Origin of the sequence: Natrinema salaciae (assembly GCF_900110865.1) — an archaeon.
Taxonomy (GTDB): Archaea; Halobacteriota; Halobacteria; order Halobacteriales; family Natrialbaceae; genus Natrinema; species Natrinema salaciae.
This window is the reverse complement of record NZ_FOFD01000005.1, coordinates 33,136-48,684: the sequence shown is the minus strand read 5'-3', so window position 1 is coordinate 48,684 and position 15,549 is coordinate 33,136. Positions and strand designations below refer to the sequence as shown.

Annotated in this window: 16 protein-coding genes; 14 read left to right on the top strand and 2 right to left on the bottom strand. The window is 64.5% G+C overall.

The features are described from left to right. Positions 1–11 precede the first annotated feature (11 nt). Positions 12–800, top strand: a complete 789-nt coding sequence (locus tag BMX07_RS17090; RefSeq protein WP_090620122.1) for an acetoacetate decarboxylase family protein — start codon at positions 12–14, stop codon at positions 798–800. A gap of 225 nt (positions 801–1,025) precedes the next feature. Then, on the top strand, positions 1,026–1,229 hold the full coding sequence (locus BMX07_RS17085; RefSeq protein WP_139210939.1) for a hypothetical protein: 204 nt from the start codon (positions 1,026–1,028) through the stop codon (positions 1,227–1,229). Between the two features lie 78 nt (positions 1,230–1,307). On the opposite strand, the gene BMX07_RS17080 is transcribed toward BMX07_RS17085, so the two are convergent. Further along, a complete protein-coding gene (locus tag BMX07_RS17080) occupies positions 1,308–2,087 on the bottom strand; it encodes a DUF429 domain-containing protein (protein WP_090620116.1) in 780 nt (259 codons plus the stop codon). Between the two features lie 286 nt (positions 2,088–2,373). Here BMX07_RS17080 and BMX07_RS17075 point away from each other — a divergent pair, with 286 nt between their 5' ends. The 11 genes from BMX07_RS17075 to BMX07_RS17025 all read left to right on the top strand — a co-directional run bounded on the left by BMX07_RS17075 (position 2,374) and on the right by BMX07_RS17025 (position 13,058). Then, positions 2,374–3,135, top strand: coding sequence for an aldo/keto reductase (locus tag BMX07_RS17075; RefSeq protein WP_090620113.1), 762 nt, complete (start codon positions 2,374–2,376; stop codon positions 3,133–3,135). 168 nt (positions 3,136–3,303) lie between these two features. Further along, entirely contained in the window at positions 3,304–4,953 is a 1,650-nt protein-coding gene (locus tag BMX07_RS17070) for an MBL fold metallo-hydrolase (protein WP_090620110.1), read from the top strand. Between the two features lie 130 nt (positions 4,954–5,083). After that, a complete protein-coding gene (locus BMX07_RS17065; RefSeq protein ID WP_090620107.1) occupies positions 5,084–5,872 on the top strand; it encodes a class I fructose-bisphosphate aldolase in 789 nt (262 codons plus the stop codon). Between the two features lie 177 nt (positions 5,873–6,049). Next, positions 6,050–6,817, top strand: a complete 768-nt coding sequence (glpR, locus tag BMX07_RS17060; protein ID WP_090620104.1) for an HTH-type transcriptional regulator GlpR — start codon at positions 6,050–6,052, stop codon at positions 6,815–6,817. Further along, entirely contained in the window at positions 6,814–7,749 is a 936-nt protein-coding gene (gene pfkB, locus BMX07_RS17055; protein ID WP_090620101.1) for a 1-phosphofructokinase, read from the top strand. Before glpR ends, pfkB begins: the two co-directional genes overlap by 4 nt. Positions 7,750–7,967: 218 nt before the next feature. Then, positions 7,968–9,158: a PTS fructose transporter subunit IIC gene (locus BMX07_RS17050; protein WP_090620098.1), complete on the top strand. Its 1,191-nt coding sequence runs from the start codon at positions 7,968–7,970 to the stop codon at positions 9,156–9,158. Positions 9,159–9,196: 38 nt separating this feature from the next. After that, positions 9,197–9,673, top strand: a complete 477-nt coding sequence (locus BMX07_RS17045) for a PTS sugar transporter subunit IIA (RefSeq protein WP_090620095.1) — start codon at positions 9,197–9,199, stop codon at positions 9,671–9,673. Then, on the top strand, positions 9,670–9,960 hold the full coding sequence (locus BMX07_RS17040; RefSeq protein WP_090620093.1) for an HPr family phosphocarrier protein: 291 nt from the start codon (positions 9,670–9,672) through the stop codon (positions 9,958–9,960). Before BMX07_RS17045 ends, BMX07_RS17040 begins: the two co-directional genes overlap by 4 nt. Before the next feature lie 12 nt (positions 9,961–9,972). Further along, positions 9,973–11,667, top strand: a complete 1,695-nt coding sequence (ptsP, locus tag BMX07_RS17035) for a phosphoenolpyruvate--protein phosphotransferase (RefSeq protein WP_090620090.1) — start codon at positions 9,973–9,975, stop codon at positions 11,665–11,667. Positions 11,668–11,677: 10 nt separating this feature from the next. Next, positions 11,678–12,160, top strand: coding sequence for a PTS fructose transporter subunit IIB (locus BMX07_RS17030; RefSeq protein WP_090620087.1), 483 nt, complete (start codon positions 11,678–11,680; stop codon positions 12,158–12,160). Positions 12,161–12,218: 58 nt separating this feature from the next. Next, complete coding sequence (locus tag BMX07_RS17025; protein WP_090620085.1) at positions 12,219–13,058, top strand: class 1 fructose-bisphosphatase; 840 nt, start codon at positions 12,219–12,221, stop codon at positions 13,056–13,058. A 489-nt stretch (positions 13,059–13,547) separates the two neighbouring features. Here the strand turns inward: BMX07_RS17025 and BMX07_RS17020 are convergent, their stop codons facing one another. Then, positions 13,548–13,823, bottom strand: a complete 276-nt coding sequence (locus BMX07_RS17020) for a PadR family transcriptional regulator (RefSeq protein WP_090620082.1) — start codon at positions 13,821–13,823, stop codon at positions 13,548–13,550. Positions 13,824–14,164: 341 nt separating this feature from the next. Here BMX07_RS17020 and BMX07_RS17015 point away from each other — a divergent pair, with 341 nt between their 5' ends. Beyond that, the gene (locus tag BMX07_RS17015; protein WP_090620079.1) at positions 14,165–15,235 is read left to right on the top strand and encodes an aminotransferase class I/II-fold pyridoxal phosphate-dependent enzyme; all 1,071 of its coding nucleotides are present in this window, start codon (positions 14,165–14,167) and stop codon (positions 15,233–15,235) included. Positions 15,236–15,549 lie beyond the last annotated feature (314 nt).

Sequence of the window (15,549 nt, the reverse complement as noted above, 5' to 3'; positions counted from 1 at the left end):
ACGAGGCGCCCATGAGTACCCACCAATTCGATCCAGAGACGTACACCGGAATGCCGGCAGGGGCGACCGTCCCCTCGCCACAGCTCATCAAGAACGCGCGGATGCTCATCGTCGGCTACGAGGCCGACCCCGAAGTGCTCGAGTCGGTGTTGCCACCGGGGCTCAGCCCGCATCCGAACAACCTCATCCAGATGAACATGTATCGGGTCCCATCCGCGGAGCAAACCAGCCACCTCGAGCCGTATACGCTCACCTATCTGACCGTGGAGGTAGCCGACCACGACAGTTCCGCGATCAGTAGCGCGGAGGGAGAGTTTCCCGTTCCCGGACGGTTCTGGGTCGGCTACTGGACCGACTCTCCGCAGATGCAGTCGTACACCCGCGAGGGCGGTGGGATTCCGGCTCAGGCCGGATCGTGCGAGTGGACGACGGACGACGACGAGTTGGTCTCGACGCTCGAGGTCGACGGCGACTCCGTCATCGAGGCGGCGGTGAGCGTCGGCGACGAACAGGTCGACACGCTCACGGGTCACCTCCACTACTACGCCCACCGGCAGATACCGGATCCGGCCGGCGGTCGAGCGGAAATCAACGAACTCGTCGAGTTCCCGATCCCGTTCGTCAGCGAACTGTTCGAGGCCGAGGTCGATCGGATCGACTTCGATTTCCCCGAGGGATCTCGATTTCAGCAGTTCGCCCCGACGGACCCGCTCTCGACGCCGTCGATCCTCCACGGGACGGTCACCTTCACCTATCCACAGGGGCGTTGCGTTAGAGACTATCTCGCCGAGGGGCCGTAACGAGGGGCAACTCCGTCGATCGGCTCGATCCGGTCGTTCGATTCCCGCTCTCGAAAGCAGCAACTCGCCGTCCGACACCATCGACGATCCGTCGGAGTCGCCGCGCAGCGAGCGTGGCCAGTGGACGCGACCGCGCTGCCAGCGACGACCCGATCGTCCAGTGGTGGCGAGGCGAACACCTACGGCGGTAGCCGTGGACGGCTGTCAGTAGCGACGGTGAGAACGATGAGTGAACCCGAACGCCTGAACGAACGGATCGTCGCGGAACTCGAGCGAACCCGACACACCCACAAATCGCTTAGACGGACCATTTCGGAGGAGTACGGGTACAGTGACGGTGCCATCACCCGCGCGATTTCGGCACTCGATAACGAGGGAACGATCAAACACGAACAGGGATACTTCGAACTCGCAACCGATCGACAGTGAAGACGGCCGACATCGGTACCCTGCAGCGATCGCTTCGAATCGGCTCTCGGGACGGACGACCCGAAGTCGGAGTCGTCGCTACTCGTCGCTTCGCCCGGGGTCTCGTCCCGGAAACACGATTTCCATCGGCATCTCCAGTGCCGGGTCCGTCCCCGATTCACCGGGCCCCGAATAGTCTCCGTCCGGAAGAGACGGATACGCCTGCTCGGGCGTCCGCTCTCCGAGCTCGAGTCGCTCCGCCGTAACAGCCAGGACGGCGGCGTCGACGACGTCGTCGCGCCGGCTACTGGAGATGCGATCGTGCCACTCGGTGCCGTCTCGCCGCTCGTCGACGATCTTCCCGACTTTCGTTGCGAGCCGTTCGTTCAATCCCTCGAGAACGGCTACTCGAGCCCGGAGGCCGTCCTCGTCGCCTTTCGACGGGAGCGCTCCGCCGTCGTACGCCGCGAAGCAGACTTCGGGATGACTCTCGTAGACGATCTTCCGGGCGTCGTCGATGGTCCGCAGGAACGCGTCGACTTCGTTGATTCGCGGGAAGAGCCACCAGCTCTGGCTTCCCAGCGATCCGCCGCACGCGTCGCGCGCCTCCTCGTACGTCTCGGCCGTGACGGCAGCTCGGCAGGGAATGGAAAAGACGGAACTCGATCGACTCTCGAGGAGGTGCGCCGCCGCGCGATCGCACGCCCAATCCCCGTCTTCGGGCAAGCCGATCGGGACGTCCACGAGGATGGACGCCGCGTCCGCTTCGTACGCCGTCCAGACGTTCAGGATCGACGGCTCGGTCGACACGGTAATCTCGTCGCCGATAGCGACGACGACCCAGCAACTACCCGCCCAGTCGACACCGACGTAGCTCATACGAGCACTGAGGGGGGCCGATACGTCAACGGCTGGGATCGGTGCGGGCGGCCGCCGTTTCGACGGCGAGGGCAGTCGACGTATACGGTGATTGTCGATAGGGTGGTCAGATACCAGTAGTCGGGAGGCTGACTGTACTCGGGAACCGTGTGGGAAAGCGCGGAGAGAGACAGTGACGATCGTCTCATCCGCTCCGGACGGGTACTTCGGCGACCGCTTTCGTCCTCGTTGCTCGCCGGCTCGGTGAGGTCGTCACCCTCTTCTCGCCGGTCGCGGATCTAGCGGCATGGACCTTCCACGACTCGGGCTCGGGACGATGGGTATCGACGATCCCGCGGCGATCGAGATGGCGATCCAGCTCGGATACCGTCACCTCGACACCGCACAGATATACGACAACGAGGTCGTCGTCGGCGAGGGTATCGAGCGCGCGGCGATCGATCGCGAGGAGCTGACCGTCGCGACGAAAGTGTGGGTCGACCAGCTCGGTGCCGATACCGTCTACGAGAGCGTCGAGGCGAGCCTCGAGCGCCTCGGACTCGAACGCGTGGACCTACTGTACGTCCACCGCCCCCGCGGCGACTACGATCCCGACGGGACCCTCCCGACGCTGGCGGCGGCCCGTGAGGACGGCCTCGTCGGCGGCGTCGCGGTCAGCAACTTCGAGGTCGACCAGCTCGAGCGGTTCCGGGACGTGATGGGACGGCCACCGGCCGCCAATCAGGTCGAGTACCACCCCCTCTTCCAGCCGGAGGATCGGCTGGCCCACGCCCGCGAGCACGGCTATCCGCTGGTGGCGTACTCGCCGCTGTCAGGCGGGCGGGTCGGCGACGTCGCCGAGGTCGTCACGGTCGCCGAGAAGCACGGTGTTTCGCCGGCGCAGGCCAGCCTCGCCTGGCTACTAGCGAAGGGGATCTATCCGATTCCGAAGGCGTCCAGTCGGGACCACCTCGAGGCGAACCGCGCGGCCCTGGATCTCGAGTTGGACGAGGCGGACGTCGTCCGCATCGACGGCGTCGACCGCGAGGACGAGTTATACCCCGAGTAGAACGGTGGGACTGCGCACCGAGCCGGGAACCCGGGCTGCGACCACGTCCGGTGTTCGAGTCGACGGTCGGCGTCGATGGCACGAGACACATCTGTCGCCATTATGTTATAATTGGCTAACAGTTGAGGTGGAATTTAAGTAGCGCCAGCCGTGAGTGAGGACAAGTGTATGCGCGTCTCCTATCAGAATACGAACATAAGGGGCGGTAACGAATCGACGCTCCTCCGATTCACGACCGATGATGGGACACGCGCGTGCATTCTCGTGGACGCCGGCGACGGTGTCGAGCTGGATTCGCTACTCGCAGCGGACGAGTATCTCAACGCGATTCTCCTCACGCACGCACACATCGATCACTATCGAACGCTCGCGAGAAACGTTCGACACAACGCACCGATTTACGCGTCGCCGGCGACCGCGACCGCCCTCGAGCACGCACTGCCGGAAGCCCGGAAGGACAACGATGTCGGGGACGTGTCGGACGCGCTGGACGCACTCGAGCCGATCGACGACTGGACGTCGATCCTGCACGACCTCGAGGTCCGGCCGGTCAGCGCCGGTCACACACCGGGCGCAGCCGGCTTCGTCGTGCGCTTTCGCGACGAGACTGTTGCTGACGGGCTCTTGAACGGGGAACGGCATCTCCTGGTAACTGGCGATTTCACGACCCGCCCCTGTGCGGGCTTTCCGGGACTGGACCCGACGTTCCCGTTCGATATCGACGCGGTGCTCCTGAACGTTTCGACCGACGAGTCCTACCCGACTGCGCTCAACGAGTCGTTGGAAACGGTGCTCGAGCGAGCGTACGCCGGCTCGCGGGTCGTCGTCGCGACGAGTTCCCTGACCGGCGTTCACTACGCGGTGTTGCTGGGACGGATTACGGCTGAGCTGGATCGCTCGCTGCCGATCACGCTCGTCGGGCAGGCCGCTAAACTGTACAACGCACTCGAGTTCGACGTTCCCGGAGTCGAGACACGAGCGGTGTTCGATGGGACTGCCGAGGTGCTCGAGGAGGGGCGGGTGACGATCGCCGGCCCGGAGACGCCCGCGCGGGGAAGTGCGTCCCGGCTCTTGGACGCGATCGAGGACGACCCCGCTGGCGTCTTCGTCCAGCTCGCGACGGGTGATGCGGCGGCGATTTCGGACGTGCGCTGTACGACCCAGCACGTCGAGCTCCGTAACCATCCGTCTCTCGAGACGATCGACGAGTTCGTCGGCGATCTCGCGCCGATGCACGTCGTCGTCAAACACGCGACCGGTGATGCGCTCAACCGATTCCAGCGTCGCTTCGATCACTGTTTCGTCTGGGGCACGAACGACGACGATATCCATCGGCTCTACGAGGCGGGAGAGTGGCGGGCACCGGGCTGGATCACGGACACGACCGCGACGCGGATTCGGAAACGCCGGTGGGAGACCGTGCAACGCCAATCGTTCGCTTCCGATGGAACGGTGCCGTCCGTTCGGCGGGATTCGGTCGATCTCGAGGCAGAAGGCGTCGATATCGAGGCGCTCGAGAACGCCTTCGCTCGAGCGCCGACCGATCCGTACGCCGACTCGGTTCCGACCGACGATGCGACGGTGACCGAGACCGGGACGGATCGATCCCGTGAACGGGCGGACGACGATTCGATCGAGGTCGAACTCCTCGAGCGGCTCGAGGCGATCGAGTCGAAACTCGATCGCTCCACGGAGACCGTCCCGGCTCGAGTGCTCACCGACGGCGACGGCGAGCAGTTTCTCCGCCTCCTGGAACGGGCCGATGTCGACGCCGGAGACGTCGTCGAAGTCGTCCTTCCTGAAGCCGATACCGAGTAACTCGCGAGACGGCCGATCGCTCGAGTCGTCTGTTGTGCTCGCTCGCATATATTTCGTACCAAAACAGTAGAGATAAATCGTGTACAGTAACGTTTAGTCGCTAACTGTATTTGGTACTGATCGAGATTGAATGCATCCACTCGACGAGACGCCGATCGTACAGGACGGGAAGTCGATCATCCTCGCGCACGATCACGGACTCGAACACGGGCCGACCGCATTCGCGGACGTCCCCGAGCGGCTCGATCCGGAGAGGATCTTCGAGATGGCGACGCACGACGCAGTGACCGGATTCGCCGTCCAGAAGGGACTTGCGGAGACGTACTATCCCTCCTACGCCGACGACGTGAACCTGATCGCGAAGCTCAACGGCACGAGCAGTCTCTGGATGGGCGAGCCGTACTCGCCGCAGACGTGCTCGGTGGAGTACGCGCTCGAGCTCGGTGCTGACGCCGTGGGATACACGGTGTACCCGGGGACGAATCGCGAACCGGAGATGTTCGAGGAGTTCCGGTCGGTACAGGAGACCGCTCGCGAACACGACCTGCCGGTGGCGATGTGGTCGTATCCGCGCGGACAGGCGCTGAAAGAGCAGCGCAAGCCGGACGTCATCGCCTACGCGACCCGAATCGCGCTCGAGCTCGGTGCGGATATCGCGAAGGTGAAGTATCCGCGCAGCGGCGACGCGATGGCCGACGCGGTGGACGCGGCGGGCGACGTAAACGTCGTCTTGAGCGGCGGCTCCAAAACCGACGATCGCGCGTTCCTCTCTCTGGTAGAGACGGCGATGAATGCGGGTGTGTGCGGCCTCGCGGTCGGTCGAAACGTCTGGCAGCGCGACGAACCCGAGCGCGTTCTGGACGCACTCGAGGCGGTCGTCTTCGACGGTGCAACCGCAGACGAGGTGCTTGACGGTTGAGACGGTGTCTATACGCGCGATCCATCGGGCGGCTCGAGCGGTCGGTTGCGGTTCGATTTCGCCCACGGTGCCGTCGACATCGTCGCTGCCAATCGGTGCACCAGGGGCGGTCAAAAACGATCACATTCAGATAGAAATATGAACGCGACCGTACTATCCGCTCGTGAACGAACACCTATGCTACCGGCAATGAGAAAGCGCGAAATCGTCGAGCTAGTCTCCGAGCGCGGCGAATGTTCCGTCGCCGAACTCGCCGAGGAGATGGACTGTTCGAAGGCGACGATCCGTCGCGATCTCACCGACCTGGCGGACCAGCAGTTGATCGAACGGTCCCACGGCGGCGCGGTGCCGGCCACGACCGTCGGCGAAGAACAGACCTACGGCCAGAAGGAGGTACAGAACCTCGACGGCAAGATGGCGATCGGCGAACGCGCGGTCGAGGAGATGACCGAGAACCAGGTCGTCTTCTTCGATTCGGGATCGACGACGATGCAGGTCGCCAAGAACGTCCCGACGGATCTGCCGTTCCTCGCAGTCACGAATTCGCCGATCCTGGCGATCGAACTGGGGAAACGGAACGACGACGTGAAGCTCACCGGCGGCTCGCTCCGTCACGAGACTCGCGCGCTCACCGGGCCGAGCGCGGAGCGGTTCATGGAGCGAACGAACTTCGATCTCCTGTTTTTGGGTACGAACGCCATCGAACCGTCCGAAGGGCTGATGACACCGAACGAGGACGAAGCGCGACTCAAATCGCTCATGATCGAGAACGCGGGTCGCGTCGTGCTCGTCTCCGACGGTTCCAAGCTGGGAAAACAGAGCTTCGTGAAATTCGCCGATTTCGGGGATCTGGACGTATTCGTTACCGATACGACGCTGTCGGACGAGCAGCGTGAACCGTTCGAAAACGCCGGTGTAGAGCTCGTCGAGGTGGCCGAGGGGTGATTCTGACAGTCACACTCAATCCCGCTGTCGACCACACGCTGACGGTCGACGAACTCCCTGCCCCCGATACGGTCGCGAGGACCGACACCGCGCACGTCGACCCCGGGGGGAAGGGAATCAACGTCTCACAGTATCTCGTCGAACTCGACACGGAAACGGTCGCGACCGGCGTCGTCGGTGACTTTCTGGGTCGGTTCGTTCGCGACAGCTTGAGCGACGACGGAATTCCCAGCGACTTCGTCGAGATCGAGGGGCGGACGCGGCTCAATACGACGATCCTGACCGACGAGGCCGAATACAAGATCAATCACAACGGTCCGACGGTCGACTCGAGTGCGATCGACGGCCTCCTCCGCAGTATCGACCGTCACGATCCCGATACCGTCGTCGTCGGTGGCAGCCTCCCGCCGGGTCTGGAACCGGACGCCATCGACCGAATCGCCCGCGAGAGCGACTGCCCGACCGCCGTCGACGTCGGTGGGGACATTCTCCGCGAATTGGACGCTTCCTACGCGCTCTGCAAGCCCAACCGCGAGGAACTCGCTGCGGCGACGGGCCGACGGGTCGAATCTAGAGCGGACTGTTACGATGCGATCGAACACCTCCGCCAGCGGGGCTACGACCGAGTCATCGCGTCGCTCGGTGCCGACGGTGCGATCATGGCGACGCCGGACGAACGCCTGCACGCGACGGCGCTGGACGCCGACGTCGTCGACACGGTCGGCGCCGGCGACTCGATGCTTGCGGGGGTTCTCTCCGCGCTGGACCGGGGCGCGACGGACGAAGAGGCACTTCGGACCGGTGTTGCCGTCGCCTCCTGTGTCGTCTCGGTACCGGGAACTGATGTCCCGCCGTTCGGCGATATGACGAACGCGATCGATCGCGTCTCTCTCTCTCGACGCGATAGCTCGTCTCACACTACCGGTGACTGAATGTGTTCGTTCCGTCACCCGTCGGAGCCGTCGTTTCGGCTCGAGCTATGTTGCGAGTATTATATAAAACCGGGATGAACCGACCATCCGCGTTACTACGCCCGTACAGTTTGCCCCGTTTCGCGTTCCGCTGTCCGCTCGAATATTCATTTCGTTATAGTAAGTCAGAAACAATCGCATTCGAAAATCCTTTTGAATAATAGGTTGGAATTCCCTGTATGGTAGGTACAGACAAAGCCGAGGATGCGCTTCGATCCCACGTCACCTCCGTGAAGGAGGACGTAATGACGGGCGTATCGTTCATGATCCCCTTCGTCACCATCGGGGGTATCTTCCTCGCAGTGGCGTTCATGATCGCTGAGCTCCCGTTCACCGCCGGCAACACCGAGACGGTCTTCGAAGAGAACGGAACGCTCGCGTGGTATCTGGCCGAGATCGGCGTGCTCGGTCTGACGATCATGGTTCCGATTCTGGGGGCGTACATCGCGTACGCTATCGCGGACAGGCCCGGACTCGCGCCGGGTTTCATCCTCTCGTGGGCGATCCAGCAAGAGCAAATCATCGAAGCTGCGGGCACCATCGTCGGGTTCACGGCCGACGGGGCCGTTGCCGGGTTTCTCGGTGCGTTAGTGGCTGGTCTCCTCGCCGGCTACGTCGCTCGCTGGATGAAACAGTGGGCAGTGCCGTCCTTTATCGACCCGATGATGCCGGTGCTAATCATTCCGGTGTTCACCACGGCGCTACTCGCCCCGCTCGTCATCCTCGGACTGGGCGTCCCGATCGCGATCGTCGACGACGCGTTGACGACGTTCCTCGAGGGGATGGAGGGGACGAACGCGATCGTGCTCGGCCTGGTTCTGGGCGCGATGATGGCGTTCGACATGGGCGGTCCCGTCAACAAGGTCGCCTACGTCTTCGCCGTCGCGCTGGTCGGAGAGCAGATCTACGGCCCGATGGCCGCGGTGATGATCGCCGGCATGACGCCGCCGCTGGGGCTGGCGCTGTCGAACTTCATCGCGCCTCAGAAGTACTCCGCCGAGATGTACGAGAACGCGAAGGCGGCACTGCCGCTGGGTCTGTCGTTCATCACGGAGGGGGCGATTCCCTACGCGGCGGCCGATCCGTTGCGCGTGATCCCCAGCTGTATGGCCGGTAGCGCCACCGCCGCCGCAGCCGCGATGTGGATCGGCGTCACGATGCCTGCACCGCACGGCGGTATCTTCGTGTTCCTCCTGTCGAACAGCGCGTTCGCCTTCCTCGGCTGTATCGCGCTCGGAACGATCGTAACCGCAGTCGTCGCGACTGCTCTCAAACCCGACTTCGATCGCACGGTCGCTGATGTCGATACCGAGGCCGGGACGGGTGCTCAAACCGCACCCCAGACTGACGACCAAAGCACTATCAGCTAATCGCCGCTCGATGTACGGACACAGCCCGTAGACTCACCATGGCAGATACACTCAACCGAGACCGAATCGACACGCTCGCCCCGACCGACCACATCACGCTCGATCCGCCGCCCGCCGACAAACGAGCCACCATCGAATACCTGTTGGACCTGCTCGTCGACGCGGGGCGCGTCGAGAACCGCGAGGCCGCTCTGCAGGCGCTGCTCGCTCGGGAGGAAGAAACCACGACCGGCGTCGGCATGGGGATCGGAATTCCGCACGCCCAGACGGACGCCGTCAGTCGCCCGTCGGTGGCGTTCACCCGCTCCGATGAGGGCGTCGATTTCGGGGCGATGGATGACGAACCCGCGCGGCTCGTCTTCATGATCCTCGTCCCCGAGTCCGGCGCCGACGACCACCTCGCGATCCTCAGCACCCTCTCGCGGGCACTCATGCACGACGAGGTCCGCGATGACCTCTCCGCGGCCGAGACGCCCGACGACGTACAGGCCGTCCTGAAGGAGGCGGTCGCATGAGTAGCGAACGCACCGTCACGGTCGTCCCCGAAGCCGGCCTCCACGCCCGCCCCGCCGCCACGTTCGTCGAAGCCGTCACCGACCACGAGTCGACCGTCCGGATCGGTCGCGCCGACGACGAGGAGCTCACCCCCGCTGGCAGCATGATCGCCGTCACGAGTCTCGGCGTCGAGAGCGGTGCGGAGGTCCGGATCGTCGCGGACGGTCCCGACGAGGAGGCGACCCTGGACGCCCTCGAGCGAGTGTTGACCACGCCCGAGGACGAACTCGCCGACGTGAACACGTGATCAACTGAGCAGATGTCTCAACGAACCCTCACCGGAACCGGTGCGACGCCCCGCTCGAGCGTCGGGACGGCCGTCTGGTACAGTCAGAACGCCGAACTCCCCGACCCCGACGACGTCGACGTCGACCCGGCTACCGAGCGTGATCGGTTCGAAGCCGCTCGCGATACCGCCCGCTCGGAGTTGGAATCCGAGCGCGAGCAAACCGCCGAACGCGTCGGCGAGCAAGAGGCCGCGGTATTCGACGCCCACCTGCAGTTCCTCGACGATCCGCAGATCGGCGACGGGGCCGAGAGCGCCATCGCGGACGGTCTTCCTGCCGAGCACGCCGTCCACCGAGCGTTCGCCGATCCGATCGAGCAGTTCGAAGGCATGGAGGGGCGGATGGCCGAGCGGGCCGACGACCTTCGCGACATCCGGGACCGGCTGATTCGGCTGCTCACCGGCGGCGATCGGACCGACCTCGGCAACCTGCCTGCGGGGGCGGTGATCCTCGCCGAGCGACTCACACCGAGTGACACGGCCCGACTCGACCCCGACCGCGTCGCGGGATTCGTCACCGTTACCGGGGGACGAACGTCGCACGCCGCGATCTTCGCCCGGTCGCTCGCCCTCCCGGCCGTCGTCGGCGTCGGCGACGAACTACGCGACATCGACGACGGAGCGACCGTCGCCGTCGACGGCGAGACCGGAGAGGTCGTCGTCGATCCGAGCGACGAGCGCCGCGAGGCGGCGGCGGCCGCCCGCGAGGTCGAGATCCGCGACGCGCCGGTCGCGACCGCCGACGGTGCCGAAATCGAGGTCGCTGCGAACGTCGGTCAGCCCGCCGAACTCGAGGCCGCGAAGGACCGGGGAGCCGACGGCATCGGTCTCTACCGCACGGAGTTTCTGTTTCTCGGTCGCGAGGCACCGCCGGACGAGGACGAACAGTACGAGACGTACCTGGAGGCACTCGGGGCGTTCCCGGACGGTCGCGTAATCGTTCGGACGCTCGACGTCGGTGGCGACAAGCCGATCCCCTACCTCGACGTGCCCGAGGAGGACAATCCGTTCCTGGGCGAGCGGGGAATCCGCCGATCGCTCGGCCCGGACTCGGAACTCTTCGAGACGCAGGTCCGGGCGCTACTCCGAGCCGCCGCCGACGGTGACGGCCGGCTCTCGGTCATGTTTCCGCTCGTCACGACAGTCGCGGAACTCGACGCCGCGATCAAAACCGTCGATGCAGTTGCCGATGCCCTCGCTGCGGACGGTATCGACTACGCCATCCCCGAACTTGGCGTGATGATCGAGACGCCCGGTGCCGTGTTCGTCGCTTCGGAACTCGCCGAGCGAGTGGATTTCTTCAGCGTCGGGACGAACGACCTCACGCAGTACGTCATGGCCGCGGCGCGCGAGAACGAAACCGTGTCCGCTATCAGGGATCCACGTCAGCCGAGCGTGTTGCGGGCCATCGATCGAGCCGTCGAGGCGGCCCACGAGAACGACGCCTGGATCGGCATGTGCGGAGAGATGGCCGGTGATCCCGAGCTGACCGAGCTGCTCGTCGGCCTCGGGCTCGACGAATTGAGCATGAGCGCAGTCACCGTTCCCGAGGTGAAAGCCGCCGTCCAGTCGGTCGACGCCGACGAGGCGGTCGCACACGCGTCTCGAGCGCTCGAAGCGACCACCAGCGACCAGGTACGCGAACGAATTCGAAGCCGCGATTCATAACCCACGACCAATGAAACTCGTTGCAGTCACGTCATGTCCGACAGGTATCGCTCACAGTCAGATGGCAGCGGAGAATCTCGAGACGACCGCTGAAGCGGCGGGCCACGACATCGAAGTCGAGGTCCAGGGTGCGATGGGGGCCGAAAACGAACTGTCCGACAGCGACATCGCGGCCGCGGATGCGGTGATCATCGCCGCGGACACGTCGGTCAGCCGCGGCCGATTCGAGGAGAAACCGCTCGTCAAAGGGACCGTAAAAGATGCCGTCAACGATCCGGAGGGACTGATCGATACCGCAGCGCAACGCGCCGACGCCGGCGAAACCGGCGTCACCGGGGCCAGCGATGGAGCTCGTGCCGAGACGGCGGCTTCGCACACGCGCGAATCCGAGTCCGACTCCGACACCGACTCGGCGAACGAAGCGCACCCCGAACAGCTCGGCGGTGATCCATCGAAGGGGCTCTTCGCCCGATTGAAGCGGTTGTTCTCATGAGGTTGTTTCGCCAATCCGGTTCCGAAGTGAACGCGATCCCGGGAGGTCGGTCGAATCGATGACCGGCCGTAGCTCGATTGTGGACGCGCTCGTGACGGTGACGCCTGCCGTCCGCGAGGAGTTGCGAACGGCCTCGAAAACCGGAACGACCGCGACGGAGAACCCCAGCGGCGACGCGCAGTCCGCCGCGGATCTGGCGATCGATCGCCGATTTCGTGACCGGATAGCCTCACTCGACGCTGTCGGTGCCGTCGCAAGCGAGGAGCGCGAGACGATCGAGACTGTCGGTGACGGGTACAGCGTCGCCGTAGATCCGCTCGACGGCTCGTCGAACCTCCGGTCGAACAACGTCGTCGGAACGGTCGTGGGAGTGTACGATGCGCCGCTCCCGGCCAGCGGCCGCGATCTGGTCGCAAGCGCCTTCCTCCTGTACGGGCCGCTCACGACGATGACGGCCGCCGTGGACGGGGAGGTGACCAGATACACGATCGACGACGGCGAAATCGTCGACGCCGTCCCCGTTACGTTCCCCGACGAAGACCACATCTGCGGATTCGCCGGGGCGACGAACGAGTGGCCGGACCCGATCAAAGCGTTCTGGGAGGGTCTGAACGCCGAGTATAAACTTCGGTACACCGGGGCGATGGTCGGCGATGTGGACCACCTTCTCGTCGACGGCGGACTACTCGGGTACCCCGAACGGTCGTCCAGTCCGAACGGAGACCTCCGACTCCAGTACGAGGCGAACCCGATCGCACACCTCGTCGAGACTGCAGGCGGACGCGCATCGACCGGTCGCGGATCGCTTCTCGACGTCCCCCCGGATGACCTCCACCAGCACGTCCCGGCGTACTTCGGGAGCACTGCCCTAATCGACAGGGTTGAGGATCGAGTCTAATTCCGTTTCGACCGAGAAGCGCAATCGCTGACCGAACGACGTCGCCGCTCCGTCGTTCGAACGCAGGATCGAGTGCTGCCCGCTCCGCTACTCCAGTAGCAATACGGTTCGTCTCCGACAGCCCGCCGGCCCCGACGATACGTGCCGTTTGCTATCACGTCAGTAGTCGTGGGGTGGAGGTGCCACTACCGAACGGGCGGGACGATTTCGAGCAACTGGGAATCGGGTAGAAGTTGATAACGGTCCTCCCGAACATGTTATCTGTCGCGCAACCCGCTGTGCGCGACAGACCGCGATCCAATCACCCACCTACCGACGCCCTACCGTGGTTTCCGACGATGGTCCCCCTTCCCATCGTCGGCCCTTGGTCTCTCGATTTTCGACCCCATCGCGCCACCAGCGAACGCGGCGTGATCCCTATCGACGTACGTCGCTCGTGGTATCAGTTCCACCGCTATTCGAGAGCGCGAGCGAGCACGACGAGGCCGGTCACTCGTCCACGTACTGCGACTCCCACTCGCGACGATCGGCGATGGCTCGCTCGCCGTCGTCGGTAATCGCGTAATAGTTCGTCCGCCTGTCGAGTTGCCCTTTTTCGATGAGGTCTTTCTCCACGACGGTGTCGAGATTCGGATACAGCCGTCCGTGATTGATGTCGTTGCTGTAGTACTGCTCGATCTCCCCTTTGACATCCTGTCCGGAGGGTTGGTCGGCACCGGCGATCACGTACAACAGGTCTCGTTGGAATCCCGTGAGGTCGTCCATGTTTCGGCGCTCGACCCCTGTGATATTTGTTATCTCACCCGTACGAGCCTGTACGTCGACGCAACTGGCCCGTCCGTCGGAGAAAAAGCGCCACGCTCGGTGATTCCGATCCCCCCGTCCGTCCACTTCGTCCAGTACTCGCGCGTCTCGCCGTTCCGCGGAATCCGCAGCGTCGACGAGCGAAAGGACCTCGGCTCCGGTGGCGCACGTGTCCAGCAGCGTTGGCCGACGAAATCCCGTCGGGGTAATCGGGAGAGGGGCGGGGAAGCGTCACCGTCCTTCGGGGCGCGTCGTTCCGTGGGGAACGGAGGGTCTATTGTTCGTCTCCGTGGAGGGGTCGTATGGAGTTACCACCCTTCGAGTTGGAACGGTGGCTCGACGAATACGAGCCGGACGCCGATCTGATGCTCGCTGAAAGCGGTGTTCGGAGTCTTCCCGCCGATCGATTCGATCTCGACGTCGGTGAACTCGGGTACGTGATCCCTACTGACGGGTCCCCGGAGTTCCGAGCCGAAATCGCTGCACGGTACGACCGTGACGTCGAGGAAGTGGTTCTCACCTGCGGAACGCAAGAGGCGGACTACCTCACGTTCATGGCGCTCCTGGGCGACGGGGACCACAGCGTGGTCGTCTCGCCGACCTATCAGTCGCTCGCGAGCGTCCCCGCCGCCATCGGCGAGGTAACCGAAGTCCGAACCGAACCACCGGACTGGGATCTCCCCGTCGACGCCGTCGCGGAGGCGATGCGCCCGGACACTCGAGTCGTCGTACTCGCCAATCCGAGCAATCCGACCGGGAAGTACCTCGGCCCTGAGACGCTGCGAGCGCTGTACGACCTCGTCGATGCGCACGATGCGTTCCTCCTCGTCGACGAAGTGTACCGGATGCTCGCCGACGACCCCCACGCCCCGGCCGCGTCGCTCGGCCCCCGAGCGATTTCGACCGCCGGCGTCTCGAAGTCGTACGGCCTCGCGGGTGCGCGTCTCGGCTGGGTCGTCGCGGACACGAAGCTGGCGGATACAGTACGTAAATGGAAGGATTACACGACTATTTCACCGCCGATTCTCGGGCAGCACATCGCTCGACAGGCGCTCGGTGGCCAAGAGGCCGCCATCCTCGAGGCGAACCGTACCCACGCACGGGCGAACCGGGAACGCGTCGCCGAATTCGTCGGGCGCTACGATCTCGACTGGTTCGAACCGACGGGCGTCAACGGATTTCCGACAGTTCCCGACGGGTTCGAACACGGGACTGCGTTCTGTCGCTCGCTGTTCGACGCCGAGAGCGTCGTCCTCGCACCCGGTGACGTCTTCGGGTATCCGAACCGGTTCCGAATCGGGTTCGGCCTCCACGCCGACGAGCTCGAGGCGGGTCTCGAGCGGATCGGCCGGCATATCGAAACCCGTCGCTGACGCCGGTGTCGTCACGGCGCGTCGAACAGTCCCGCCCTGTACGACGTTTCTAACACGTACCAACGACTGCGATAGCCGGCGTGAACCGCCTCGGGGTCGAGTGGTTCGAGAGCGCGTCGCTCCCTCGTCATCACGGAAGATCGAAGAGCTTCCAAACGACCCCGAGGCCTCGCCTTGTTCATCTGTAGACCCAGGCTACCGCGTCCCTGCGAGCGTCTCGGTTGGATTCGGTCCCGCCTTCCCGGACCGCTCCTCGCAGGTCGGACAGCGGCTGTCGCCCGGTGCGGTTCTTCTATCGCCGTGCTGATGCGTTC

Coding starts and splice junctions, on each gene's coding strand:
- BMX07_RS17090 (WP_090620122.1), top strand. CDS start 12: ATGAGTACCCACCAATTCGATCCAGAGACGTACACCGGAATGCCGGCA.
- BMX07_RS17085 (WP_139210939.1), top strand. CDS start 1,026: ATGAGTGAACCCGAACGCCTGAACGAACGGATCGTCGCGGAACTCGAG.
- BMX07_RS17080 (WP_090620116.1), bottom strand. CDS start 2,087: ATGAGCTACGTCGGTGTCGACTGGGCGGGTAGTTGCTGGGTCGTCGTC.
- BMX07_RS17075 (WP_090620113.1), top strand. CDS start 2,374: ATGGACCTTCCACGACTCGGGCTCGGGACGATGGGTATCGACGATCCC.
- BMX07_RS17070 (WP_090620110.1), top strand. CDS start 3,304: ATGCGCGTCTCCTATCAGAATACGAACATAAGGGGCGGTAACGAATCG.
- BMX07_RS17065 (WP_090620107.1), top strand. CDS start 5,084: ATGCATCCACTCGACGAGACGCCGATCGTACAGGACGGGAAGTCGATC.
- glpR (WP_090620104.1), top strand. CDS start 6,050: ATGCTACCGGCAATGAGAAAGCGCGAAATCGTCGAGCTAGTCTCCGAG.
- BMX07_RS17050 (WP_090620098.1), top strand. CDS start 7,968: ATGGTAGGTACAGACAAAGCCGAGGATGCGCTTCGATCCCACGTCACC.
- BMX07_RS17045 (WP_090620095.1), top strand. CDS start 9,197: ATGGCAGATACACTCAACCGAGACCGAATCGACACGCTCGCCCCGACC.
- BMX07_RS17040 (WP_090620093.1), top strand. CDS start 9,670: ATGAGTAGCGAACGCACCGTCACGGTCGTCCCCGAAGCCGGCCTCCAC.
- ptsP (WP_090620090.1), top strand. CDS start 9,973: ATGTCTCAACGAACCCTCACCGGAACCGGTGCGACGCCCCGCTCGAGC.
- BMX07_RS17030 (WP_090620087.1), top strand. CDS start 11,678: ATGAAACTCGTTGCAGTCACGTCATGTCCGACAGGTATCGCTCACAGT.
- BMX07_RS17025 (WP_090620085.1), top strand. CDS start 12,219: ATGACCGGCCGTAGCTCGATTGTGGACGCGCTCGTGACGGTGACGCCT.
- BMX07_RS17020 (WP_090620082.1), bottom strand. CDS start 13,823: ATGGACGACCTCACGGGATTCCAACGAGACCTGTTGTACGTGATCGCC.
- BMX07_RS17015 (WP_090620079.1), top strand. CDS start 14,165: ATGGAGTTACCACCCTTCGAGTTGGAACGGTGGCTCGACGAATACGAG.